The sequence below is a fragment of the Arthrobacter sp. GW460-12-1-14-TSB2 genome, assembly GCF_059423525.1.
The window spans coordinates 17,590-43,185 of record NZ_JBWKYC010000015.1; the positions used below are offsets into that span (position 1 = coordinate 17,590).

19 protein-coding genes are annotated in these 25,596 nt (G+C 61.2%); 8 read left to right on the plus strand and 11 right to left on the minus strand.

From position 1 onward, the window contains the following. Window positions 1-130: 130 nt before the first annotated feature. The 3 genes from AC07YR_RS16705 to AC07YR_RS16715 form a co-directional block, all read right to left on the minus strand. The gene (locus AC07YR_RS16705; RefSeq protein WP_436059216.1) at window positions 131-274 is read right to left on the minus strand and encodes a hypothetical protein; all 144 of its coding nucleotides are present in this window, start codon (window positions 272-274) and stop codon (window positions 131-133) included. A 663-nt stretch (window positions 275-937) separates the two neighbouring features. Further along, on the minus strand, window positions 938-1,522 hold the full coding sequence (locus tag AC07YR_RS16710) for a histidine phosphatase family protein (protein ID WP_436059217.1): 585 nt from the start codon (window positions 1,520-1,522) through the stop codon (window positions 938-940). Further along, the gene (locus AC07YR_RS16715) at window positions 1,523-3,013 is read right to left on the minus strand and encodes a CCA tRNA nucleotidyltransferase (RefSeq protein ID WP_494734620.1); all 1,491 of its coding nucleotides are present in this window, start codon (window positions 3,011-3,013) and stop codon (window positions 1,523-1,525) included. It abuts the gene before it with no gap. A 208-nt stretch (window positions 3,014-3,221) separates the two neighbouring features. Between AC07YR_RS16715 and AC07YR_RS16720 the strand changes: the two genes are divergently transcribed. The 5 genes from AC07YR_RS16720 to trxA all read left to right on the plus strand — a co-directional run bounded on the left by AC07YR_RS16720 (window position 3,222) and on the right by trxA (window position 9,082). After that, entirely contained in the window at window positions 3,222-3,722 is a 501-nt protein-coding gene (locus AC07YR_RS16720) for an NUDIX hydrolase (RefSeq protein ID WP_055797368.1), read from the plus strand. A 57-nt stretch (window positions 3,723-3,779) separates the two neighbouring features. After that, complete coding sequence (murJ, locus tag AC07YR_RS16725; RefSeq protein WP_494734672.1) at window positions 3,780-5,774, plus strand: murein biosynthesis integral membrane protein MurJ; 1,995 nt, start codon at window positions 3,780-3,782, stop codon at window positions 5,772-5,774. Between the two features lie 167 nt (window positions 5,775-5,941). Beyond that, complete coding sequence (locus AC07YR_RS16730) at window positions 5,942-7,546, plus strand: ABC transporter substrate-binding protein (protein WP_436059219.1); 1,605 nt, start codon at window positions 5,942-5,944, stop codon at window positions 7,544-7,546. A 216-nt stretch (window positions 7,547-7,762) separates the two neighbouring features. Then, window positions 7,763-8,719, plus strand: a complete 957-nt coding sequence (trxB, locus tag AC07YR_RS16735) for a thioredoxin-disulfide reductase (protein ID WP_055797377.1) — start codon at window positions 7,763-7,765, stop codon at window positions 8,717-8,719. Between the two features lie 36 nt (window positions 8,720-8,755). After that, window positions 8,756-9,082 carry a thioredoxin gene (gene trxA / locus AC07YR_RS16740; RefSeq protein WP_011693983.1) on the plus strand — a complete coding sequence of 109 codons (327 nt, stop codon included), beginning with the start codon at window positions 8,756-8,758 and terminating at the stop codon, window positions 9,080-9,082. Window positions 9,083-15,418: 6,336 nt separating this feature from the next. On the opposite strand, the gene AC07YR_RS16745 is transcribed toward trxA, so the two are convergent. The 8 genes from AC07YR_RS16745 to rpmH form a co-directional block, all read right to left on the minus strand. Beyond that, window positions 15,419-16,600 carry a ParB/RepB/Spo0J family partition protein gene (locus AC07YR_RS16745; protein WP_436059221.1) on the minus strand — a complete coding sequence of 394 codons (1,182 nt, stop codon included), beginning with the start codon at window positions 16,598-16,600 and terminating at the stop codon, window positions 15,419-15,421. Window positions 16,601-16,665: 65 nt separating this feature from the next. Further along, window positions 16,666-17,730 (minus strand): ParA family protein, encoded by a 1,065-nt coding sequence (locus tag AC07YR_RS16750; protein WP_494734621.1) that lies wholly within the window; start codon window positions 17,728-17,730, stop codon window positions 16,666-16,668. A gap of 87 nt (window positions 17,731-17,817) precedes the next feature. Further along, window positions 17,818-18,468, minus strand: coding sequence for a 16S rRNA (guanine(527)-N(7))-methyltransferase RsmG (gene rsmG / locus AC07YR_RS16755; RefSeq protein WP_055797387.1), 651 nt, complete (start codon window positions 18,466-18,468; stop codon window positions 17,818-17,820). Window positions 18,469-18,487: 19 nt separating this feature from the next. Beyond that, a complete protein-coding gene (locus AC07YR_RS16760; RefSeq protein ID WP_494734622.1) occupies window positions 18,488-19,054 on the minus strand; it encodes a Jag family protein in 567 nt (188 codons plus the stop codon). Further along, complete coding sequence (gene yidC, locus AC07YR_RS16765) at window positions 19,054-20,040, minus strand: membrane protein insertase YidC (protein ID WP_494734623.1); 987 nt, start codon at window positions 20,038-20,040, stop codon at window positions 19,054-19,056. The genes AC07YR_RS16760 and yidC overlap by 1 nt, the downstream gene beginning before the upstream one ends. Before the next feature lie 16 nt (window positions 20,041-20,056). Beyond that, entirely contained in the window at window positions 20,057-20,452 is a 396-nt protein-coding gene (yidD, locus tag AC07YR_RS16770; protein ID WP_055797397.1) for a membrane protein insertion efficiency factor YidD, read from the minus strand. Continuing rightward, window positions 20,445-20,855 (minus strand): ribonuclease P protein component, encoded by a 411-nt coding sequence (gene rnpA / locus AC07YR_RS16775; RefSeq protein WP_436059226.1) that lies wholly within the window; start codon window positions 20,853-20,855, stop codon window positions 20,445-20,447. The genes yidD and rnpA overlap by 8 nt, the downstream gene beginning before the upstream one ends. A 42-nt stretch (window positions 20,856-20,897) precedes the next feature. Beyond that, window positions 20,898-21,035: a 50S ribosomal protein L34 gene (gene rpmH, locus AC07YR_RS16780; RefSeq protein ID WP_003800212.1), complete on the minus strand. Its 138-nt coding sequence runs from the start codon at window positions 21,033-21,035 to the stop codon at window positions 20,898-20,900. A 469-nt stretch (window positions 21,036-21,504) separates the two neighbouring features. Here rpmH and dnaA point away from each other — a divergent pair, with 469 nt between their 5' ends. The 3 genes from dnaA (at window position 21,505) to gnd (ending at window position 25,578) form a co-directional block, all read left to right on the plus strand. After that, complete coding sequence (dnaA, locus tag AC07YR_RS16785; RefSeq protein WP_043479795.1) at window positions 21,505-22,926, plus strand: chromosomal replication initiator protein DnaA; 1,422 nt, start codon at window positions 21,505-21,507, stop codon at window positions 22,924-22,926. 535 nt (window positions 22,927-23,461) lie between these two features. Then, entirely contained in the window at window positions 23,462-24,586 is a 1,125-nt protein-coding gene (gene dnaN / locus AC07YR_RS16790) for a DNA polymerase III subunit beta (protein ID WP_436056189.1), read from the plus strand. A 107-nt stretch (window positions 24,587-24,693) separates the two neighbouring features. Further along, entirely contained in the window at window positions 24,694-25,578 is an 885-nt protein-coding gene (gene gnd, locus AC07YR_RS16795; protein ID WP_055797403.1) for a phosphogluconate dehydrogenase (NAD(+)-dependent, decarboxylating), read from the plus strand. Window positions 25,579-25,596: the final 18 nt, after the last annotated feature.

Below are 25,596 nucleotides of genomic sequence, written 5' to 3' on the forward strand. Positions count from 1 at the left end.
CGGCCAACAAAAAGCCCACGCGTCGCCGCGTGGGCCTTTTGTGCATCAATTTTGCTCGCCGCCATTGGATCTCCTGGATATGTCCGTTACCGGCTGCAGCGCGGTAGTTGAGGGAACGACGGTCGCCTACTCAGCGAATGACGCCACCCATCTGGTGCAGGACGACATACACGTCTTCACGGTTCTGGTCGAGGAGCTGGCCGTTGAACAGCGTCTTCTCCTTCATCGCCGGCTGCCAGCCAAAGCGCAGAACGGCACGGAGCCTTTTCATCATGGTTACCTCCTTCCGGGGTGTTGTCAGGCGTCGTCGGCCACGGTCGACGTGTTGCATGGTGCTGGCAGTGCTGCTCACTTAGGGTCCTTTGATGAGTGTTTGCGCCCGGAATTGGGCATGACGAATAGGGCCAGTTAATTGACGGAATTAATGGCAGTAATTAGGCATAGGAATGCCCGGTGAATTGGCTCCGGAATAAAGACCGAAGCAATTGGTGGATTTCGCCAAGCGAAGAATGGCTCCAAGATGCAGCTACGCCACAGACCCCAACAAGAAGCCGGGTTCCGAACTATGGGGTGTTGCGTAACCGCATGGGGCCCGCTTTACGGCTGGCTGCCGGGGAGCTTCCCGAGTCAGGATGCCGCCACAAGGATTCGGCCGGAAGGCCGGAATCGCCAGGTTAGGAGGCAGTCACTCCGTGAAAAGGGCGCGCGACAGCAGCAGAGGCCGGGGTGGCGGTGATGGTCATCTTCCATCCGCTAGTCAAAGTAATCATTTCTCCCAACCTCCTTTTCTGTTCTGCCGCTGTTCGGTTGACTAACCGGACAGCACGCGCCGATGACCCTGGCAAAACGCACTGGAGTCAGGAATAAAATTACACCAGCATTGGTGCATTTGACTAGCGGATTTGAAGAATTGCAGGAAATATTTGATAAATCGTCTTTATAGTCCCCAGCGGACCACGGCCGGGGTCTTCTTGTCCCACCCCAGCGTGCAGACTTTGGCCGTCCCCAGGATGAAATGCCGGCCCTCGTGCGGGTCCAGTCCCAACCAGCGTGCGGTCAGGATCCTGGAGAAGTGTCCATGGGCCACAATCAGTACGTTGTCCAGTCCGGATTCCAGCACGCGGGCCACAATTTTGTCCGCCCGTGCAGCCACTTCCTCAAGGGCCTCGCCGTTGGGCACGCCGTGCGTCCAGATCAGGTACTCCGGGTTGTCCTTGCGGATCAGGTCGGAACTGATGCCTTCGTAGTCGCCGTAGTTCCATTCCACTGCCAGGGGTTCCTGTTCAGCGTCGGGGAATCCCGCCAGTTCCGCCGTCCGGCGGGCGCGCCGCAGGGGTGAGGTGAGCACCAGGTCGAAGTCAACACCGTCGAGAATCTTCCGTGCCTCCACGGACTGCTGCTCGCCCTCCACCGTCAGGGGCAGGTCGGTGAGCCCGGTGTACTGGCCGCTCTTGGACCATTCAGTCTCACCGTGGCGCAGGATCCAAAGCTGGGGGCGTGCGGTGCTGTTAAGTGAAATCACTTATGACTCCTCGGTAGTGGAAAGTTCGACGCCGGCGGCCGGCTGCTGTTCTGCGGCCTCGGGCTGGCTTGCCCACCACTCGCGCAGCCTGGCCTCGGCCACTGCGGGATCGAGCGGCCCGTGCTCCATGCGCTCTTCAAGCAGGAATTTGTAGGCCTTGCCCACCACCGGCCCGGGCTTCAGCCCGAGCAGGGCCATGATCTGGCCGCCGTCAAGGTCAGGCCGGACCGCTTCCAGCGATTCCTGCTCGCGCAGCGCCGCAATGCGCGCCTCGAGGTCGTCATAGGCGAAGGAAAGCCTGTCGGCCTTGCGCTGGTTGCGTGTGGTCACATCCGACCGCGTTAACCGGTGCAGGCGTTCCAGGAGGGGCCCGGCGTCCGTCACGTAGCGGCGGACGGCGGAGTCGCTCCACCCGGCCTCGCCGTAGCCGTAGAAACGCATATGCAGCTCCACCAGGCGTGCCACGGCCTTGATGGTGTCGTTGTCGAAGCGGAGGGCCTTCATCCGCTTCTTGGTCAGTTTGGAGCCCACCATGTCGTGGTGGCGGAAGCTCACGGCACCGCCCGGTTCGAAACGGCGCGTCGCAGGCTTGCCGACGTCGTGCATAAGGGCAGCAAACCGCAGCACAAAATCGGGGCCGGGCACGGCGCCGTCGGAATCCGTCTCCAGGGATGCGGCCTGCTCAAGTACCTGTAGGGAATGCTGGTAAACGTCCTTGTGGCGGTGGTGTTCGTCCGCTTCGAGCCGCAGCGCGGAAACTTCCGGCAGGACGAATTCGGCCAGGCCGGTGTCCACCAGGAGGTCGATGCCCACGCGGGGATGCGCTCCGCAGACGAGCTTCACCAGCTCCTCGCGGATACGTTCCGCGGAAATGATGGTGATCCGTTCCGCCATCTGCGTCATCGCCTGCTTAACGTCCTCGCGGACCGCCACACCGAGCTGGGAGGCGAAGCGGGCGGCCCGCATCATGCGTAGCGGGTCATCGGAAAAGGACGACTCCGGCGAACTTGGAGTGGCCAGAACGGAAGCATGGAGGTCGCGGACGCCGCCGAACGGATCAACCAATTCCATCGAGGGCAGCCGCAGCGCCATGGCGTTGATGGTGAAGTCGCGGCGCAGGAGGTCATCCGTGAGGGATGACCCGAACGCGACGACGGGCTTGCGTGACTCCGGGTCGTAAGCCTCGGCGCGGTAGGTGGTGATCTCAATCTGGAAGCCGGACTTCCGCATACCGATGGTGCCGAATGCCCGTCCGATCTCCCAGAAGTTGTCCGCCCATTTCTTGATGAGCGCCAGAGTCTGGTCCGGTGTGGCGTCCGTGGTGAAGTCAAGGTCGGGGGAGAGCCTGCCCAGGAACAGGTCACGAACGGGGCCGCCCACCAGCGACAATTCGTGTCCGGCGTCGACGAAGCGCTGCCCGAGCTCCAGGACCACCGGGGCCACCTGGAAATCGACGGTGTGCGGGTCGGACTTTTGATGTGCGTGCGCCATAGTTACTTAAGCTTGTCAGAAAACCATGCCAACAAGCACCAATCGGGGCCGCCTAACCGCGCCGTTACACCGTGGCTTCCGGAATCTACGTCATACGCAGTCCACTTTCTTGTCATGTTCCGGTCATCAGGAACGGGCAAGAGTCGTTAGAGTGGACTTCATGGCCCATCCCGTACCGAGTGCTCCTGGCAGGAGGACAAACCCACCGTTGCCGTCGGCAATCGGTGCCCATGTCGCGCCCGCCCAGCACTCGGGACCGGCCTCGCTGCCCACCGTTGAGGAAATCTCCGCCGGCGGTGTTGTTGTTGACACGTCCGACGGCGAACTGAGGGTTGCGATCATCGCCCGCCTCAACCGCGGGGGACGCCTCGAGTGGTGCCTGCCGAAGGGCCATCCGGAGGGCAAGGAAAAGAACGAGGAAGCGGCCGTCCGCGAGATCGCCGAAGAAACCGGCATCAGCGGAAGCATCCTGGCCCCGCTGGGCAGTATCGACTACTGGTTTACCGTCAGCGGACACCGCGTCCACAAGACCGTCCACCACTACCTGCTCCGGGCCACGGGCGGCGAGCTGACTATCGAAAACGATCCCGACCAGGAAGCCGTGGATGTCGCCTGGGTGCCCATCCAGGAGCTCGCCCGCAAGCTGTCTTTTCCGAATGAGCGCCGCATCGCGGACCTCGCCAGGGAAGTCCTGCCGGATCACCTCTGAGGTTCTGTGACTGATTCCAAGACCGTCCAGCCCAGCGAGGCCCGCTCCAGTGCCGTCATGGCGGCCGGAACACTCGTCTCCCGGTTCCTGGGCTTCGGCAAGACCTGGATGCTGGGTGCAGCCCTTGGCCTCGGCTCCACGGTCAATGACACCTTTATCAATGCCAACAACCTGCCCAACCTGATCTTCCTCCTCGTGGCCGGTGGTGTGTTCAACGCCGTCCTGGTGCCCCAGATCATCAAGGCCAGCAAGGCCCCGGACAGGGGAGCGGACTACATCAGCCGCCTGCTCACCCTGGCTGTCCTGGTGCTTCTCAGCCTGACGCTGCTGGTGACCCTCCTGGCGCCGTGGGTTATTGAGCTGACCACGCAGGGCTATTCGGCGGAACAGAAATCACTGGCGGTTTCCTTCGCCTTCTGGTGCCTGCCCCAGATCTTCTTTTACGGCCTGTATGCCCTGCTCACGCAGGTTCTGAACGCCAACGGGGCGTTCGGACCGGCAATGTGGGCACCTATCCTGAACAACATCGTGGCCATCGCCGGCCTGGGCATGTTCATCTGGATCCTCGGGGCCAACGTCACAAATCCCCACACCCTGGACAACTGGGGACCCACCCAGACGTTCCTTATCGCCGGGTTTTCCACCATCGGCGTGGTGGCCCAGACGGCCATCCTGCTGATTCCGGTATTCCGGCTCCGGCTGGGACTCCGTCCAAGGTTTGGTTGGCGCGGAGTGGGCCTGGGGCAGGCCGCAAAACTGAGCGTCTGGACGCTCCTTACTGCCGCCGTCGGCCAGCTCGCCTTCCTGTACGTAATGCGCATTGCCACTATTCCGGGTACCGAACGCCTGCGCCTCGAGCGTGCCGGGGATCCGGCGGCCGGGTTCCTCCCGGGCAACGCCGTGCTGGAAGTGGCCAGCCAGCTATACCTGCTGCCGCACTCGATCATCGCCCTCTCGCTGGCCACCGTTCTGTTCAACAGGATGACGCGGGCCTCCCAGGACGGCGACAGTGCGGCCTTGCGGGACGCCCTGTCCCACGGCCTGCGGACCATGGCAGTGGCCACGGTCTTTGGCGCATTGGCTCTCTTCGCACTGGCCGGACCGCTGGGCATGTTCTTCTCCGGCGGCAAGGTGCAGGACGGCGTGATGCTCGCGCAGACCCTGACCATCCTGGCCCTCAGCACGCCGTTCATGAGCGCCAACTTCATGATGTCCCGGGTCTTTTACGCCAACGAGGATGCCCGCACGCCCTTCTACATCCAGCTGGTCCTGGCGATCGTCAACGTGGTTGCGGCCTTCGCCATCCAGTTCTTGCCGTACAACCAGATCATCTTTGCCATAGCCATCCTTTACACGGGCGGCAACATCCTGTCCGTGATTGTGAGTGCGCACTTTCTCCGCCGCCTTCTGGGGCACCTTGACGGCCCCCGCATCGCCAATTCGTACATACGGATGGGTTACGCGGCACTGGGTTCCGCCGTGGCCGGCGCCGGTGCGCTATGGCTCATGGGCAGCTACAGCGCCGACGGGTTCGCCTGGAGCGGCCGGATCGAGGCCTTGGTGACCGTCGTCGTCGTCGGGCCTGTGATGCTCGTGGCGTACCTGTTCCTGCTCAAGCTCTTCCGCGTCACGGAACTCCGCGACCTGCTGCAGCCGCTTCTCGGCAGGCTGGGGCGGCGGTCCGCCCCAACTGCACCGGCGGACACCGCAGCGGATAAGGCGCGGGATACCGCTGGGCTCCGGGGACGCACGACGCCGGAGCGCGCCACCGTTTCGGTTGACACCGGCCTGATCCCCCGAATTTCCGGAGAGTTCGATGCGGCATCGTTCCGTGCGGGACCGCAGGTTGAGGAACCGGCACCGGACCATGACGCGTACCAAACCGCTTCCGCGGGTGAATACCTTCCGTCCGAGGATGTGCCCACCACCGCGCGGGGTAGCATCATGCGCGAGGAAATCCCGCTGCCCGGGCGCCGTACCTTCCAGGGAACGGCCGGCCGCAACCCGCACTTCAGCACCCGCTCGGGAGGTCGGCGGAAGAAAAAGAGGTGAACTGCCGCGGTTTCACCGTGCCTGTCTCACACGGCCGTAACGCACCATCGGCTAGGATCAGAAGCTAACTAGGGTAGTAGTAACAGACCAGAAATTAACCGGCTAACCGGCGTATCCGCTTTGGCATGATTGAGGCGGGGATTCCCCGGGCAGTCTAGGAGGAACCCGTGTCCCACCCGATCGATGTTGGATCAGTGCTCGGCGGCCGCTACAAGGTCACCGCCACCGTATTGACCTCACACGACCATGATCTGGTGCTGGATGGTGTTGACCAGGTCCTCAACCGGCCGGTGAGCATCCTGGTTGCGGGTCCGGATAACGCGGAGCAGGTGGCCCAGAGCGCCCGCGAGGTTGCCACCGGGGAACGGCCCGGAAACGTGCAGATCCTCGATCTTGGCGTCAGCGAGTCCACCACCTACCTGATCACCAACCACACGTCAGCCGCCGATCTCCTGGACCTCGTGGTTGCCTCCAACCCGCCCTATGTGGAGCCCTTCTTCACGGACACGCTGGGCAGCGAGATTTTCGGTACCGCCCGGTCCCACGAGCCGGAAACATATGACGGCCTGTACGACGAGGAAGAAGTCGACGCCGGCTACATCAACTACGGCAACAACCAGCCGGCCGGCCAGGACCGCAAGCCCACGTCCCCGCCGGTTGTCCCTCCCGTGGTGCCGCCCCGCACCGCGCCCGTTCGCCCGACGTCGGCCCCCTCCGTCGGCTCCTCGGGATCCGACTCGGGCCAGGCACGCGGGCATGGAGCCGGCGCTGCTGCCGCTGCTGGAGCCGCTGCCGGCGCAGCCGGGCTCGCTGCCGGTGGCGCAGCGGCTGGCAAAGCGTCCCGGGAACCCACCACTGCACCTCAGGCGACCACCCCGCAGCAGGCCGTACCCGCCGGCCGGAACACCGAAAACCCCAACGCCCAGGCCCGCGCAGAAGCCGAATCGCCCAAAGTCTCCCTGTGGGCGAACAACGACTATGACTACCCGGAAGAAGAGGCGCCCTCCACCGGGCCGGCCAGGACCGCCCGCGAACGGATGGCAGCCACATTCCCGGCATTCGCCGGTGGCGGTCGGGGCGACGAAGCGGACGAATATTACGACGACGACGAGCCACCGGAGCGCGAGCCGCGGTCAATGCGGTGGCTCGTAGGAGGGCTGCTTGCTGCCGTGCTAGTGGTCGGCCTCATCTTTGCCGTCTCCAACCTCGGGAGCCTCTTCAAGAGCGAGCCCCAGAGCAACCCCGCTCCCGGAACCTCAAGCAGCGCGTCCCAGCCACAGACCAGCGGCGAGCCGACAGCAAGCCAGTCCACAGCGCCGGCCGCAGGTCCGCCCGCCGTCGAGGGCGTCTCCCGCCTTGGCGACTTCGATTTTGCCGCCACCTACGATGGTGACCTTTCAAAGACGTTCGACGGCAATGCGGCAAGCTACTGGTCGGACATGGAGTTTGCAACGGACAACTGGGGCGGGCTGGCTCCCGATGTTTCCCTGGTGGTGAAGCTGAAGAGCCCCTCGAAGGTTTCGTCCATCACGCTCAGCCAGCTTGGCGGCTCCGGAGGCAATATCAGCGTGCTGACAAATGACCGTCCGTCCCTGGAAGGCGCCAAGCAGGTCGGGACCAACAGCTTCACCTCACCGGATCTGACCATGCCGCTCCCGGAGCCGGTCACTGCCCAGTACGTGATCGTGTCCATCAAGAACCTGCCCAAGCTGGCTGCACCGAAAACCCGCTTCGGCTATGGTCTCCGCCTCGGCGAGATCAAGGTCCAGTAGCGGGCTGACCCCCGGCCAACACGGGGCTGCCCCGGGCCAGAGCACCTTCTGTGCCCGGTAACACGGCTTTTTCCGGAACGACTAGGCGGTACCCTGAGTGGTGGCGTCTTGTTGGCCTACCTCCATGCCCGGAATATTCAGGATCAACAATGGGTTGTGCCATGTGGCCGGCCAGCAAAAGCAGGCGCATCGACTAAGGAAGAGGTTCACCGTTCAGTGAGCACCGCAGAAAACACCGCGTCCCAAGTACGTGATGTCATCATCGTCGGCTCCGGCCCTGCAGGCTACACGGCTGCAGTTTATACGGCACGCGCCAACCTTAAGCCGCTGCTCCTTGCCGGTTCCGTCACTGCCGGCGGGGAGTTGATGAACACCACCGACGTGGAAAACTATCCCGGATTCCCTGAAGGCATCATGGGTCCCGACCTCATGGAGAACTTCGAAAAGCAGGCCGCCCGGTTCGGCACGGAGATCCAGTTCGAGGACGTCACGGCTTTGGATCTCGACGGCGACATCAAATCCGTCACCATCGCGACGGGGGAGACCTTCCAGGCTCGCGCCATTATCCTGTCCACCGGATCGGCTTACCGTGAGCTCGGCCTACCGAACGAAAAGCGACTCTCAGGCCACGGCGTTAGCTGGTGTGCAACCTGTGATGGTTTCTTTTTCAAGGACCAGGACATCGCGGTCATCGGCGGCGGCGACTCCGCCATGGAAGAAGCACTGTTCCTCACCAAGTTTGCCAAGTCCGTCACCGTGGTGCACCGCCGGGACACGCTCAAGGCTTCCAAGATCATGGGTGACCGCGCACAGGCCCACGAAAAGATCAACTTTGTGTGGAACACCGCTGTTGAAGATGTCCTCGGCGGCGATAAGGTCACAGGCTTGAAGCTGAAGAACCTCGTTGACGGCAGCGAATCCGAATTGGCTGTCACCGGCGTATTCGTAGCCATCGGAAACGATCCACGCACCGAGCTCATCAAGGACACCCTGGAAATCACTCCGGCCGGCACCATTGCCGTTGAAGGGCGCAGCTCCAAGACGAGCGTCAAGGGTGTATTCGCTGCCGGCGACGTTGTAGACCCCACCTACCGCCAGGCCATCACCGCCTCCGGCTCCGGTTGCGTGGCAGCTATCGACGTCGAGCACTATCTCGCAGACTTCCACGCCTAACAGCGCACTATTGATCCGAAGGGAAACAACAAAACAATGAGCAACGCGAAAGACGTAACCGACGCAAGCTTCAGCACGGATGTACTCTCGGCCGACAAGCCGGTCATCGTGGATTTCTGGGCCGAATGGTGCGGTCCCTGCCGCAAGCTGGGCCCTATCCTGGACGAGATCTCCGTTGAGTACAGCGAGAAGGTCAATGTCGTCAAGGTAAACGTAGATGACAACCCGGCAATCGCAGCCGAATACGGCATCACGTCCATTCCCGCCGTCTACCTGTTCCAGGGTGGCGAGGTGAAGAACACCGTTATCGGCGCCAAGCCGAAGCAGTTCTTTGAGAAGGAATTTGCTGACGTCCTGTCGTAGTACGCTGACCGTCTAAGCGGCATCATGCGTAGCCCGGCAACCCGGGATACTAAAAGCGGTGGCCATCACCTGGACAGGTGGTGGCCACCGCTTTTCTGTCCTTGGCTTTGCTGGCTATGGCCGAGTAGCGGGCGCGATGGCCGGGGTCGCGAGTGACGGCGTACAGGGCTGGCTACGAGTTGCCGGTCAGGGGACTGGCCGGCGGCAGCCTGGCGGACGGGGCACTGGCGGCCTGGCAACCTGGCGGACGGCAGGCCCTCGCGGACGGGGCACTGGCGGCCTGGCAACCTGCCCACGAGCTGTTTCGGGGGAGCGCTCGACCTACTCCCATCGGATAGAAGCGTGCCCAGCGGGGTGACCGGCATTCCACAACTCCGGCTGGTTGTTTCGGATCGAGATTCTCTTCAGGATTGGCCCACGGTGCGAAGTGGCTCACGGCCTCGAATGGCGGGGCCACTTGGGGGACTTGCCGTGCATTCTAGCGTCGCCGTCGTCTCGCTGAACTAGTCGAGGAGCTCCTTGGGTATCTGACTGTGTCGGGGCCAGATCCGATCTGGGGCGTCGCCGCCAAATGCTGATCGATCCTCGTCCAAGCCTGCGAGTGTTTCACGTGAAACACTGTCACCCCTGTTCCCAGTGGGCACGCAAACTTCCCAGTGGCCACGCGAACCTGGGCGAGTCCACATGGTGCTGAATCTGGAGTCTCGGAACGGCGACGGTTGTTCAGCTACCAGGTTCTCAGAGACAGTCCAAAAGAAAATCGTCCCCAGTCGATGCGTTCAGGCTCACCCCTCCCGTGAGAATAGTTTCACGTGAAACACTCAGCTAACCTGCTCGAGAATTTGGCATCGGGAGGCCCTTTGGATTTCGAACTTGCTGCGCGAGCCCATCAAGGAGCACTCATCCTGCCAACGCGCCATAGCTTGGCGGAAGATCCTGCGGCTCTGACTAGACCCTTTCGTGCGTCAAAGTTCATCCCAAGATCGTAATACCCCGATGCACCAGCCCCGGGAACCTGGTCCAGTTCACAAGCAGCGCCAACTGCTCTCGATCCCGGGGACATATAGGATGGCGACCCCACACCTTCATCGCTGCGGTGCCAACAACCTCACACTCATTGAAGCCCTGCACTGAACAAACGAGTCGAACGCCCGATTTCTTGACAACCTCGGGCACGTGCTTTCAGCCAGGAAGCGGATAGCCCCGCAACTCAACCGACTTCGACTGGTCGACTTCACGATTGGTCCACGAAGGGGCCCAGTCCGGGCAGAGGACGATTCCGCATGGATGTGGACGACACCGCACGATTGGGTATAGTTCTGGGACTCTAACATCGTCCGATTTAGCGACTCCCGTGCCCATTGGGCCTCTCTCAGCGCCAGCGATACATGCAAGGGGACCACTCCAGGGGGCGTCAACGGATCGTCAACTGATCTGAACGTATTCCTAAGGGATCTCCCAGTGAGCGCCCTGTGCGTACCAGAAACGTGCCGACACCTGTGGAGCCCGTTGATAACTCAGGGTAATCGGCGTCTGGCGTCTGTGAGTCGCATCCTGGTATGCCGTCAGTACAGCCAGCAATCTGACATCCTTCCAGGGGAGTGCCCGGGCACAAAGTCCGGGGGGAGCCGACAATGACCGCTACCCCATCACGGTCCCGTCAGTCGCGACCACCGCTGTTTCACGTGAAACATCCACCTAACACGTGCAGCATCAGAAACGACCTTGCGACGGTCAAGCTCCACAACTCCTCATAATTGCGATGCACCTCTCTAACGAATCCAACACCCGTAGGTGCGCAAGAATGGCCGAATCCTCCGTCGTGGACGTCGCCTGGTCACATGGAACGGGGTGTTCACCGTGCACATGAGTGGAAACCCGCCGGGGCCAAGAGGATCAACTGGCAGGACAACCCCGCCCATACAGCCCGCAGGCAGCCGCGGCTGATGTGCGGCAACTCGGTTCAGGACGACACTCTGCTCTCATGGAGCCGCTAGACAGTGGGACGCCGCAGAAATGCGCCGCCGATCAGACCGGCTTCCTATGCCGGCGGAGCTCCGGACAACGGCACCAAGGCACCGCCGCACCAGGGCACCAGCGGTCCAGCGCACCAACGCACCAACGCACCAACGCACCAGCTCGCCACGATGTGTACTAGGGATGTCCGGGAAGGGTTCATGTGCACCCGCCCATGTTTCACGTGAAACACAAGCTACACCGGCCCTTAGTAACCAATCCGGTTTTCAATTCGCACCAGCTGCCAACAGACACATTGATTCCAACGCTGATGGCAACTGAACACACCGCCCAAAAGGGATTTCATGACTGTTGCTGAGCACTGTCACTCCACCGTCACGACTCGGCCCTGGTTCTGCAAATCCGCTAACCCCACGTAGGTGAATCCTAGCTACCATCGGGCACAACAATGGCCGAAGAGACCGTCCGTAGGATAGATGGTCTCGGTGCCTCAGGTCAGCACTCGGTGCCCACTCTTCCAACTAGAGCCGACGAAAGTGAAATCCGCAGGAGTCTGGGGAAGTATTCAACTCGGCGCTCCTTTGAAAACCGCTGCCCGGACCAATGGGGGTACCGCTGACGTGATGCCACCTGGAGACCACCACCTGGAGGACCCAGGCCTGGCAGTCAGCGGCCTCCGACATATGGGCGCGCGTTCTCCAACGAACCTATACGGGGAGCCAACCCACGGTGCCAATTGCGGCCACGGCAACCCCCGTCGAGTAGCAATTGGAATACCCTAACCTTCTCCACTTCGCGTACAGCGCACTTCCCACCGTGGATCGCCTGGCGGACCAGGCAATCACTCGGCACCGTAGAACTGGAGAATGCCGCGGGCACCGCGGCTGGCACGTTCGCGATCGAAGAACGGCACATCGCCAAGACAGACGGGAGACTCGTCGCCGGCCCGTCAGCCCATCTTGCGGGCTCCAATGCGACCCCAATCTTGTCTTGCACCCTAGGTTTGATACCCAAGACCGCAACCCAGCCGCGGATGAATCCCCTCGAAAATGAAGACGCAGATTCTACGCAACAGGCCACTGTGAACCGGCCTGCCACTTGCGACGACGCCTCATGAACGCCAGGAATGCGTCGAGGTGTCCGGTGAAGAAGTCGGCCCGCCTCCGCGAAGCGAGACGTTTGAAGTTCGGTGAAGAAAAGTTATCCGCCCGCGGGCTGTCCCGGCAGGTTCCACGACTTTCAGCACGCACCTCGTATACGAGGGCATAGCTTTCGAGATTTTCTGGCTTCCCGGTAATACGCTCGGTACGGTCTGCGTGTCTATCTCTGCCCCATGGTTCCGCAATTCGAGCGCAAATTCCTGACGATCTAGCCGCGATCCGGTTACCGAGTAGCCGTACAGTGGTGCCTTCCAATTGACCGGAAAGTGCTGATGAGGAAGAGCGGGGGATGCGTGGTGGCTGTCTTCTGATGCTGTGAACATCCGCGATAGAACTCGGAGCGAGGGATCTTCCGCTGTCAGAGCCAGCAGCAAAGTTGTCACGGATCCGCTCCGGAGCGGACTTTTCCCCAAGCGCCCGCCATTTGTCCACATCCGATATCCACAGGTTTATCCACAGCTCTTTCCACATGGGCGCTGCTGTGATTTTCGCCATGGCCCGTGGTGACAAGGAGCCAGTGCACCCCGTGACGGGAGTCACTATAGACTTCTATAGTCGCGGAAGCTTCAGAATGGCCGAAATTGCCTGCCAATGGTGAAAAGAGTGCCCACTATCCACGGAAATGGCGCCTTTGGTGCCAAATTCTCGCTGAAAACAGCCACCTGCAATGTTTCACGTGAAACACAGGAATCCGCTGGCGGGCCCAAACCATGACGTCCTTGGATGTACAGCACCGTGACATCACCACGAGCGGAGTGTTGTTGTCAATTGTCCACAAAGTTATCCACAGTGATATCCACCGGGTTATGCACCGACCACCGCACCAAGTGACACGCCGTCCACATAGTCGGGAGAGGTCCGACGATACATGGACGTACTCATGTCGGACCTGTACGACGGCTCTCCGACATCAACGCACACGTCACAGAAGAGCTCGAGTCCGGTCACTACTGACTGACGATTGGCAGTTGGGCCGTCATGGGAGGTGCTGCCACCGACCCGTCACGGACTCCAACGTGCTGGATCTGTGTGCGTCTCGATCGCAGGATGTAGCGATGGCGAGAGCTCGGGATCGCGACAGGTTCCGATCTCCAACTAGACGCAGGCCCATCCGCGCTGCGAACATCACCGAAGGAAATCAGAAGGGCGACATGGCTTGAAGCTCCTCCATCAGTCGGTCTCCCGAGCGTGGACCACACCTCGATCATTCACTCAAATGGAGCCAATCTTGATGTGTACCTCAAGCCTGATCCGACGACCGCGGACAGGCCGGGCAGCCAGGCGTACTCTTCGTCGAGCAACGGGGGAGCCGCGACATTCCGGTAGCCGCCGAAACTCGACTGCACCAGGGGTCGGGGGGGTCGGCGGCAGCGCGTCTTCGTCTGACATCACGCCAGCCCATCGGCATTCCGGGTGACCGGAGCAGTCCAGGTTGCGCTTGTCCTAGACCTATCCACAGTTGGCCAAATTCCAATGCGCGACCCGGGTCCCCAGGGGTCCGTGTCTGTTTCACCACAAGCCGACGAGGTCACAGTGTCGGACAGGCTACTTGCCAACCGCTACCTAGTCACAACTTTGACCCGGCGCAGCAGGCCCTTCAAACAGTCGCCCGTGACAGATGGGTAGCCCGTTGTGGATTCACCCGCCTAGTCAACGTTTCACGTGAAACATAAACAGGCCCTGCAATTGGGGGCAGTGCGACTTACCGAGCGCCGGACGCTCCGGGGGGGGTGCCACTTACCGAGCGCTGGACGCTCCGGGGGGAGTGCCCGATGAGCGAGTCCATTCAGAACCATGCCACAGAACCAACTCAGTCTTGGGTCGACGGCAGGGCACCGCGCTGGGTCGGCATCTGGCATGGGCGCCGCTCGAGAAAATCGGTCGAGAGAACTGTGGAAGGCATTCAGCGGAGAAATTGAGATCCAAAGGAAACAGCTGCAGTCCCGCTCGGTCGGCAGTACTTCTGTCAGTCGGATTTCGTCTGCAGATCAATGGCAATGCCTGGCCACTGCCACGTCCTGCACATCTAACCGCACCATAATCGCCATGCGCAGCCACTGAAGATCCGAAGGAGGTATAGCTGTCAGAAGCCGAGATGCACAGGGACCCTGTTGTCTGCATCTTCATCGGGAAACGCCCCCTGAGTGGCTCCGGAGATTGCCCGCAAAGCGTCCCTGGCGCCGGCTAAGCCGTGATGCTCCAGCAGACGTCCACACTTTGCGATCCGCCGTAGTCTGATATTTCGCGATCAACAGGGTGCGTGTAGCAACTCCAGTGTGTGCTTGGCATGGTTCCACGTGAAACAGCACATGCATCCAATTGAGGCTACAGCTTGAGTTAGTCTGCGCCGCCCAATGAAATTCCGCGAGAAGGACGCCGATCCGTCCGGTTCGACACGGCGAGAGAGGTCAAAGGGAAACGCGAGACCAACCGTTCGCCCTAGCGAAAAACCATCTTCCCTGCGTCAAACAATGTGCCCGGATGGACCAATTTGTACTGGAACGGCTTCCGCACCCATCTCCTTCCGGTCTACCCGCCCATCCACCAGTACAACTTCATCCACCAGTACAACGCCGGCTCTGCCCACATCAGAAAGCTCGAGGACGAGAAGCCCCGATGCGGTGGATTCCGCTATTGCCGTCTCAGAAGACCAACTGCCACCAACCGTCTGCCGGCGATCGAAACGTGAACTGGTGCCGACATCCCTACCCTCCAGCCTCAGGAATCACTTGGCTCCGACTTTGCCACAGGGTGCCTGCGTCTATCCGGCGCCGAGATCTTGCCGGCGTGGGGCAGTCGGGGCCATGTGAGCCATTTTTCGGTCGTCCGCGGGGGGTGTGGGCCCGGTGAGCCCGCAATACTCCCTTCTAGCAGGGACCTCAGTATTCACAGCCCAGGGAGCCCAGGACGGCTCTCCAGGCCGCTAAGTGCCGCCGCGCGAGACGACAGCACGGACACGAGTCGCGGTCGGCAGGAAGCGCCCGTCTGCCTCCTCCGAAGCTGCGGACTCCCCGACGGCGAAACGACGGGCATCCCGCCGACATAGACTTCAGCTGTTTGAGGTCATCTGAAACCCAAAACTGATGCTGACCAGGTACTACCAGGAATGATCTCCGGCCGAGTCGTCGACCAGCGGCAGGAGGACACAAAAAAGAGGGCCTGTTTCACGTGAAACAGGCCCTCTCCGGTCGCCTAGGTTTCAGTTCTCAGATCCGGGTGAAAGAACTTCCATGATCCGATTCAAGTCCTCCACGCTGGCAAATTCGATACTCACGCGGCCCTTTCGGGCGCCGAGGGAGATCTTTACATTAGTATCCAGTCGATCTGACAGAGACGACGCGAGGTAGTCCAACCGCTCATGACGAGCGCCCGGACGGGGGACATTGTTCTTCGCGGTGGTTGCAGGGCTCTGGTACAGAGTGACAGCTTCCTCGGTGGCGCGAACGGACATTCCCTCTGCGACGATCTTCTGCGCCAGGCGTTCCATTGCCGCTGCATCGGGAAGCGCAAGGAGTGCGCGCGCGTGCCCAGCGGACAGCACACTCGCTGCAACCCTTCGCTGAACCAGCGGCGGCAGCTTCAGGAGGCGCAAGGTGTTTGAGACTTGGGGGCGAGAACGACCAATGCGATCTGCGAGCTGTTCATGCGTCGTACCGAAGTCCTCCAACAGCTGCTGGTAGGCGGCCGCCTCTTCAAGAGGATTAAGTTGGCTGCGGTGAAGGTTTTCGAGGAGTGCATCTCGAAGCAGGTCATCGTCAGTGGTGTCCCTGACAATTGCAGGGATGGTTTCCATCCCCGCGGCCTGCACTGCACGCCACCGGCGCTCACCCATGACGAGCTCATACGGTTCGCCACCCTTTTCGGTTGACGTCCGGACCACAATTGGCTGAAGAACGCCTATTTCGCGGACAGAGTGAATGAGCTCCGCCATATCGTCCTCATCGAAGACGGAGCGGGGCTGTTTACGGTTCGGGTGAATGTCGCCGACCGGAATTTCCGCGAACCTGACACCCGGGACTTCTACCAGTTCAGGTCCGGTATCGGTGACAACGGCAGCCTCTGATGAAGCCACCTCATCCTCGTCAGGCTTCTCGGTATCGGCTCGCTTGGCTGAGACGGAGTTGGCTGCTGCTTTCCGGGCCGGAGCCTTCAGCTCAGATGGCGCTGCGCTCCCGACGGACTTTTTGGGTTCAGGGGAAGCCGGCACAGACGTTTCTTCGTCCACGGGAACGGCTGTGGCCGTGGACGTCTTGCGTGCCTCGGGAAAGAACAAGTCCACTGGTCGTGAAGGCGCTGCGCCGTTGCCGGAAGCGTTAGCCGGAGCGGAACTTGGAATGAGTGCGCCAAGACCACGACCGAGGCCGCGTCGCTTATCGCTCATGGATAAATCCCTCCAATGGAAGAGCCCGGCAGACCCGGCTCTGGCTAGTGCAATTGTTGAAAATTCTAACGTTCAGCGATTTCGGCTGCGGCTTCCAAGTAGGACAGTGCACCGCTGGAGGAGGGGTCGTACGTCATCACAGTCTGCTGGTAACTGGGTGCCTCGGAGATCCTAACCGATCGCGGCACCACGGCACCAAGGACCTGGTCCGGGAAGTGCTGACGAACTTCGGCTGCCACCTGAGCGGCCAGGTTCGTCCGGCCGTCATACATGGTGAGAAGAATGGTGGAAACAACCAAATCTGCGTTGAGGTGCTTCTGGATCATCTCAATGTTCTTCAGAAGCTGGCTGAGGCCTTCCAAAGCGTAGTACTCGCACTGGATGGGAATCAGCACCTCGCTGGCGGCGCAGAACGCGTTGACCGTTAGCAGCCCAAGGCTCGGCGGGCAGTCGATGAAGATGTAGTCAAGACGGGCCTCGCCCGACTTCTCGCGTTCCTTGGCATACACATCAATCGCGCGGCGGAGCCGCTGTTCCCTGGCGACGAGTGAAACAAGTTCAATTTCAGCGCCGGCCAAGTGAATGGTGGCGGGTGCACAAATCAGGTTATCGATGTCAGGGCACGGGGCCACAACGTCCTTGAGGGGAACGTCGTTGATCAGGACGTCATAGATGCTGTCGACGTCCGCATGATGTTCAATGCCGAGGGCAGTGGAAGCGTTCCCCTGGGGATCGATGTCGATGACCAGGACATTCAGCCCGGCGGCAGCGAGGGCAGCGGCAATGTTGACCGTGGTGGTTGTCTTGCCAACCCCGCCCTTCTGGTTCGAGACGGTGAAGACGCGCGTTTTCTCCGGCTTCGGCAGTTCGCGGCCGATCAACCGTTCGCGGCGTTTGTTTTCGTGGGCCAGGTCCCGGGCAATCGGGCTCGAGTCATCAATGGAGTCCATGATGTTGCCACTGACCGATTCAGTTTCACGTGAAACTGCCGCGGACTTAGACCGGTTTGTAACCGAATTCAGATGATTCCACGAATCCGTGGGCGCAATTGAGGGCGCAACCATGGCCCGTGCGGACCCCAGGGACACGAACGGGGGTATCCGCTGTGTGGAGGCTTCGCTACTGGTCACTGTGACACACTCACTCTCATTCGGCTTTTTCTGCCGTTCACTAGCCTAACTGGTTCCCCCAAAAGTCCTGCGGCACCGGGCCAGCGGTTAGGCAATCTTTTGCGTCTTATTAACGATGATTCGGACCACAGTGGTGGGTTCTTCGAGGATGTCCTCGCCGACCACCACTACGGACGTTTGAACGCCGCCGAGCTTGCGGATGGCTTTGGCAGCCTTCTCGATCTCTTCCCCCGCACTGCGTCCTTTGATAGCCACAACCTCGCCCTTACCAGCAAGCAGGGGGATCGTCAGGCCGGCAAGGTTGGACAAAGCCGAAACCGCACGAGCGGTAACGACGTCGGCGTTCACCATACCCACGGCCAGTTCAGCACGCGTGCGCATGACCGTTACGTTGCTCAGCCCGAGGTCGTCCACAACCTCCTGAAGCCATATCACCCGGCGTTCCAGCGGTTCGATCAGCGTCAGTTCAAGGTCAGGCCTCGCAATTGCCAGACACAGTCCCGGCAGTCCGGCACCGCTGCCAACATCCGCGACGTGGCTGCCTTGGGCAATTTCCCGCTCGATAACGGCGCAATTCAAAACATGCCGGCTCCAGAGCCTGGGGATCTCACGCGGTCCGATAAGGCCCCGTTCGGTACCCGAGGTGGCCAGGTGCTCCACGTAGCGCTTGGCCAGGTCGAGGCGGTCGCCAAAGATCGCCTCAGCCGCCTTCAGCTCGGCGTCGGTAATGTCAACCATTGTCAGCGTCCCGGAATCTTCAGTCTGCGGAGACAACGATGTGCCTCCCGGCACCTTCGCCTTCGGATTCGCTGACGAACCCGAGATCGGCCACAGCGTCGTGGACAATCTTTCGCTCGTAGGCGCTCATCGGTTCCAGTGCCACAGTCTTACCGGATTCCTTTACGGAAGCCACGGCGTCCTCCGCGATCTTCTGGAGGTGGCCTGCGCGCTCCTGGCGGTAGCCGTTGATGTCCAGCACCAAGCGGGAACGGTTCTCGGTGGCGGAAAGGACCGAAAGACGGGTCAACTCCTGCAGGGCTTCGAGCACTTCACCGTCGCGGCCAACAAGGCTCTCAAGACCCGCGGATTCTTCCTCTGCCACGATGGAAATGTATGTCCGTCCGTTGCGGACCTCGATGTCGATATCGCCGTCAATGTCTGCGATGTCAAGCAATTCCTCCAGGTAGTCGGCGGCGACGTCGCCTTCTTCTTCCAGCCGGCTGGCGGAAGAACCCTTGCCTGCATCCTGGATCTCATCCTGGGCGTCGTCCTGGTCTTCAATGGCCTCGGCGGAAACGGCGTTTTCGGTGCTATCGACAGACATTACTTCTTCTTCCTGTTCTTACGTTGTGGCTGGATGCGCTGGCTCTTGGCCTCGGCGACCGCGGCTGCAGCGGCAGCGGCAGCTTCAGCCTCGACGTCGGCCTTCTTGCCTCCCAGGATGGGCAGGGCCGGGAGGCCCTTGGCGGCACGGCGCTCGGCGAGGGCCTTGGCGGCGGGGGATCCCGGCGTCGGCATGCGGCGGATGACGAAGAACTGCTGGGCCATGGTCCAGAGGTTGGTGGTGGTCCAGTAGATGAGGACACCGATGGGGAAGTTGATGCCGCCCACACCGAAGACGATCGGCAGGATGTAAAGCATCATCTTCTGCTGGCGCATGAACGGGCTGGCCATTGCCTCTTCGGACATGTTCTTGGCCATGATCTGCTTCTGCGTGATGAACTGCGATGCCGTCATGGCCAGGATCATCACGATCGAGAGGGTCCAAACAGCCACCACGTTGCCGCCAGGAGGCGTGCCGTGAAGCAGGGTGGCGGACAGCGGGGCACCGAAAATGCTCGACTCGTCGAACTGGACAACTTGTTCGTGGCTCATGGCGCCAATGCCGGCACCCTTATCGCGGGCCGCCGTGATGCCGGAGAGCACCTGGAACAGCGCAAAGAAGAAAGGCATCTGGATCAACATGGGCAGGCAGGCCGAGAACGGGTTGGTGCCGTGCTTCTTGTACATGGCCATCTGTTCCTGGGCCATGGCCTGGCGGGACAGCTGGTCCGTCTTGCCCTTGTACTTGTCCTGCAGCTTCTTCAGGTCCGGCTGCAGGAGCTGCATTCCGCGCTGGGCCTTGATCTGCTTGACGAACACGGGGATCAGGGCGGCGCGAATGACCAGCACCAGGCCGATGATGGACAGCGTCCACGTCCAGCCGTTCGCTGCCGGCAGGCCAATGGTGCTCAGTCCCTCATGGAAGCCCACCATGATGATGGACACGAGCCACTTGAACGGAAACATGATTGTTTCAAAGAAGTCCATACGATATCCCTATTCGTCAGGCCGCAGTGCGGCCTTCTCCATCAGTCTGAGCAGCCAGGTACTTGTCCGGGTTGTTCAGCACAACAATTGTGGGGGTCCGGTTTTCGGGCCAGTGGCGGTGACCGGCGGGGACATGGTCCACTCCGCCGGCGTTCCAAGGATGACAACGCAGCAGGCGCCGGGCCGCGAGCCAGCTTCCCTTGACGGCGCCATGCACCGTGATCGCTTCGAGGGCGTACGCCGAGCACGAAGGAAAGAAGCGGCAGACCTGGCCGTACAAGGGTGAAATCACCTTGCGGTAGGCCTTCAGCAGCAGGATGAGAAAGTTGCGGGGCAGGTTCCAGAGCGCTGTGCCCACCAAGACCGCTGCCGGTTTGAGGAAGAGGACGACGGCGGCAATGGAGTTACGCACGCGGTGTCCCTTCCTGTCTTGTTTCCCGTGAAACCGCTGACGCGGCCCGAGGAAGGCGGCCGCCCAGCCGTTTCATGGTCGTTTCCAGAGCGGCATTGTAATCTGCCAGCAGTTGGTCCCAGCTGGCAGCCGCGGCCGCAGGCAGTGCCCGGACCACAATGGCGAACCCGGTACCGTATTCCTGCAACGACAAAGCACCGGCTTCCCTCAGTCTCCTCTTAACGAGGTTCCTGACAACAGCGTTCCCGACACTCTTGGAAACGATGAATCCGATCCGGCTTGGTTCGTCAGCAGCAATAGCTACCGTATATAACACTACGTTCCGGCGTCCATTGCGGACGCCGGAACGTACAGTTGTTGAAAAATCGGTTGGGGTCCTCAGACGGTTCCTGGTGGCTAGCACCGTTAAACTCGCAAAGGGGTGTTGACCGACGAGTCAGTGTATTTAGGCCGACAGTTCGGTGCGGCCCTTGCCACGACGGGCTGCCAGGATGGCACGGCCGGCACGGGTACGCATACGAAGGCGGAAGCCGTGCTTCTTGGCTCGACGGCGGTTATTCGGCTGAAAAGTCCGCTTGCTCACGTTAGTTACTCCAGTGGATCAAAGGTGCGCCCACCCGATCAAAAAGGGGAAGAACTGGCCGACGCTAAGTTTTGTATGTGCACACGCTGCCCTCGGCTCGTAGGACGCAGAACGTCAGAGAGATTCAAATGAGGTCGAAAAGCGGACACAAAGGACTTCACAACGTTAGGCCAAAAAGCATCCGAGAGTCAAACCGGGCTGCCCCTCACTGCCCCGCACCTGCTGTGGTTAACCTCCGCCCACAGCCTGTGGATGAAGTGGCTCACAGGGCCCGTTTTCGAACCACAACGGTGTAATTATCCACAAGGCTCTACCCAGCTATCTTCTAGGCTTTTCATCCCCTAGAGTGGCTCAGTAGCCGATTATCCACGCTCTGTGCATAACCCTGTGGATATAAGCCGGAACCAGCCCCTGGTTCAGGACTTGTGGCTGCAGGTAATGCAGGCAAGCAAGTTTGAGGAACTGATTGATGACAGTAGACGAAGCCAACCACGCGAATACTGTCGGAAGTTCCTGGCGGCGGGTTGTGAGCCTTCTGGAGCAGGACCACCGGGTTTCACCCCGGCAGCGCGGCTTCGTAATCCTCGCCCAGGCGCAGGGACTGATCGGTTCAACCCTCCTGGTCGCGGTGCCCAACGAACTCACCCGTGAAGTCCTGCAAACCCAGGTCAAGGAAGCCCTTGACGACGCCCTGCACAATGTCTTCTCCGACGACATCCGCTGCGCCATCGACGTCGACACCGATCTGGTGCCCCTCCACACGGAGCCGGAACCCGCCGTCGAACTTTCCCTCGCGACCGATCCAACCGTGGAGCAGAAGCCGCAGCCCATGCTGCCGAGCACCTCCCACGAATTCGGCCGGCTGAATCCCAAGTACGTCTTCGACACGTTCGTGATCGGTTCCTCGAACCGGTTTGCGCACGCGGCCGCCGTCGCCGTCGCCGAGGCACCGGCCAAGGCCTACAACCCGCTCTTCATCTACGGTGACTCGGGTCTGGGTAAAACCCACCTCCTGCACGCGATCGGACACTACGCCCGCCGGCTCTACAGCGGCATCCGCGTCCGCTACGTCAACTCCGAAGAATTCACCAACGACTTCATCAACTCCATTCGGGACGATGAGGGCACCAGCTTCAAGACCACGTACCGCAACGTGGATGTCCTGCTGATCGATGACATTCAGTTCCTGGCCGGCAAGGACCGCACGCTGGAGGAGTTCTTCCACACGTTCAACGCGCTCCACAACAACAACAAGCAGGTTGTCATCACCTCGGACCAGCCGCCCAAGCTGCTGGCCGGCTTCGAAGACAGGATGAAGTCCCGTTTCGAATGGGGCCTGCTGACCGATATCCAGCCGCCGGAGCTGGAAACCCGGATCGCGATCCTCCGCAAGAAGGCCCTCAGCGAAGGTCTGTCCGCACCGGATGACGCACTGGAGTACATCGCGTCCAAAATCTCCAGCAACATCCGTGAACTCGAGGGCGCACTCATCCGGGTCACGGCCTTCGCCAGCCTGAACCGGCAGCCGGTGGACGTCGCCCTGGCCGAGATGGTCCTCAAGGACCTCATCACGGACGACGGCGCCCAGGAGATCACGTCCGCCCAGATCCTCACCCAGACGGCCGACTACTTCAAGCTCAGCATGGAGGAGCTCTGCAGCAAGTCCCGGACCCGCACCCTGGTGACCGCACGCCAGATCGCCATGTACCTGTGCCGCGAGCTGACGGACATGTCACTTCCGAAGATCGGCCAGGAGCTCGGCGGCCGGGACCACACCACGGTGATCCACGCAGACCGCAAAATCCGTGAACTGATGGCCGAGCGCCGTGTGATCTACAACCAGGTTACGGAGCTGACCAACCGCATCAAGCAGCAGCAGCGGGATTCCTAAGCCGGGCTTCGCGCCCGCCTCCTTACCTTATTAACAGGCGCATGTGGATAAGCCTGTGGATAGTTAAGGGGACAACCGCGGTTAATGGGCTTAAAACCCTTAAGGCATCTGTGGATCAGCGAAACGGCCGAAAAAGTTGTCCCCATCCACACCCTGTTTAAAACCTGCGTCGCCCACAACGGATGAACAGGGCTTAACCGCGGAATCCTGCCGTGAAACAGGGTTATCCACAGTTTCCACAGCAGTTATTAACACTACTAATCCCAAAAAATTGAAATTCCCTCAAACAACAATCTCGTTCCCAGCCCCGGACAGCCTCGTGGCCTCGGCTCCGAAGAGCCAGCGTCCCGGCCGGGGATGGGGAAAACCGGAATCTTCCGGCTAAGCTGTCAGCAGCGCTCCCATCCTTGGGTCTGTTTGTGGTTCAGCAAGCGCGGACCATGCAGGTTCCGGTGTCCGGGGGCAAGGTTTTCGAACTCCCTGCGGGAGTTCCCGTTCAGAAAATGGCAGCAGCAATGAAAGGCGGCACCCTTCCGTGAAGTTCAGAGTCGAACGGGACGTCCTGGCAGAAGCCGTCACATGGACCGCCCGGTCGTTGTCTCCGCGGCCGCCGGTTCCGGTGCTTTCCGGGCTTCTTCTCAAGGCTGAGGCCGGCACAGTCAGCCTCTCGAGTTTCGACTACGAAACGTCGGCCCGCCTTGAAATCCCGGCTGATATCAGCGTTGAAGGCACCATCCTGGTCTCCGGCCGCCTTCTTGCGGACATCTGCCGAAGCCTGCCGTCTGCCCCTGTTGAGGTCGAAACCGACGGCAACAAAGTCACGCTCACCTGCCGTCGCAGCAGCTTCCACCTCGCGACCATGCCCGAGGCCGAGTACCCGCCGCTGCCCGCACTGCCCACCATCAGCGGAACCGTTCCGGGTGACTCCTTTGCCCAGGCCGTGTCCCAAGTGATCATCGCTGCCAGCAAAGACGACACCCTTCCGATCCTCACTGGCGTTCGGATGGAGATCGAGGACGACCTCATCACCCTGCTGGCAACGGACCGCTACCGTCTGGCCATGCGCGAAGTACCTTGGAAACCCGTTACCCCCGGAATCTCCACCAGTGCCCTGGTCAAGGCCAAGACTCTCAACGAAGTTGCCAAAACTCTCGGCAACAGCGGCGACATCAACCTCGCCCTGGCCGACGATGACAGCCGGCTGATCGGATTCGAAAGCGGCGGACGCACCACCACGTCCCTGCTGGTGGACGGCGACTACCCCAAGATCCGTTCGCTGTTCCCGGATGCAACCCCGATTCACGCAACAGTGCAGACCCAGGAACTGGTCGAAGCAGTCCGTCGCGTCTCCCTCGTTGCCGAACGCAACACCCCGGTCCGGCTGGCGTTCACCGAAGGCCAGCTCCACCTCGATGCCGGTACCGGTGAGGACGCCCAGGCTTCGGAAGAGCTTGAAGCACAACTGACCGGCGACGAGATCACGGTTGCGTTCAACCCGCACTACCTCATCGAAGGCCTTAGCGTCATCGAAACCAAGTACGTCCGGTTCTCCTTCACCACGGCGCCCAAGCCCGCCATGATCACGGCACAGGTCGACGCCGACGGCGAAGACCAGGACGACTACCGTTACTTGGTTATGCCGGTGCGCCTGCCCAACTAGGTAGCAGCTGATGTCGTTATGGGCAGCCAAAACGACATCTATTGCGACCCAGTTGGGCCCACCACCGCAGCCCCTCCACCACACCAGCGCAGAAAAGAGTTCCTACCGTGCACATCGGACTGATCGGCCTTGGAAAAATGGGTTTCAACATGCGCGAGAGGCTGCGCAAGGGCGGCATCGAGGTCACCGGCTTCGACCGCAACCCTGACGTCACCGACGTCGCCACGGTGGATGAGCTCATCGCAGCCGTTCCGGCTCCGCGTGTCATCTGGGTCATGGTTCCGGCCGGCGAGATCACCGATGCAGTGATCACCGAACTGGGTTCCAAGCTCGACGCCGGCGACCTGGTGATCGACGGCGGCAACTCCCGCTTCACCGAAGACCAGAAGCATGGTGCCGCACTGGCCGAGAAGGGAATCCGGTTCGCGGACTGCGGCGTCTCCGGCGGTGTCTGGGGCCTGCAAAACGGCTACGGCCTGATGGCCGGCGGCGATGCAGCCGACATCGAACGGGCGATGCCCGCATTCGATGCCCTTCGTCCCGAAGGCGACCGCGCGGACAGCTTCGTCCACGTTGGCGGAATCGGCGCAGGACACTACGCCAAAATGGTGCACAACGGCATCGAGTACGGACTCATGCAGGCTTATGCGGAAGGCTATGAACTGCTGGCCGCCAAGGACATCGTGACGGACCTGCCCGGAACCTTCCGCGCCTGGCAGAAGGGAACGGTTGTCCGCTCCTGGCTGCTGGACCTCATGGTGAAGGCGCTGGACGAGGATCCGGGCCTGGCCTCGATCGATGACTACGTCGAGGACTCCGGAGAAGGCCGCTGGACTGTTGAAGAGGCAATCGCCAACGCCGTTCCCGCGCCGGCCATCACAGCGGCGCTGTTTGCGCGCTTCTCTTCCCGCGAAGACAATTCCCCGGCGATGAAGATGGTATCCGCCCTGCGGCACCAGTTCGGCGGGCATGCCACCCGCCCGGCCAAGTAGCAGCAGTCCGAGCAGTCC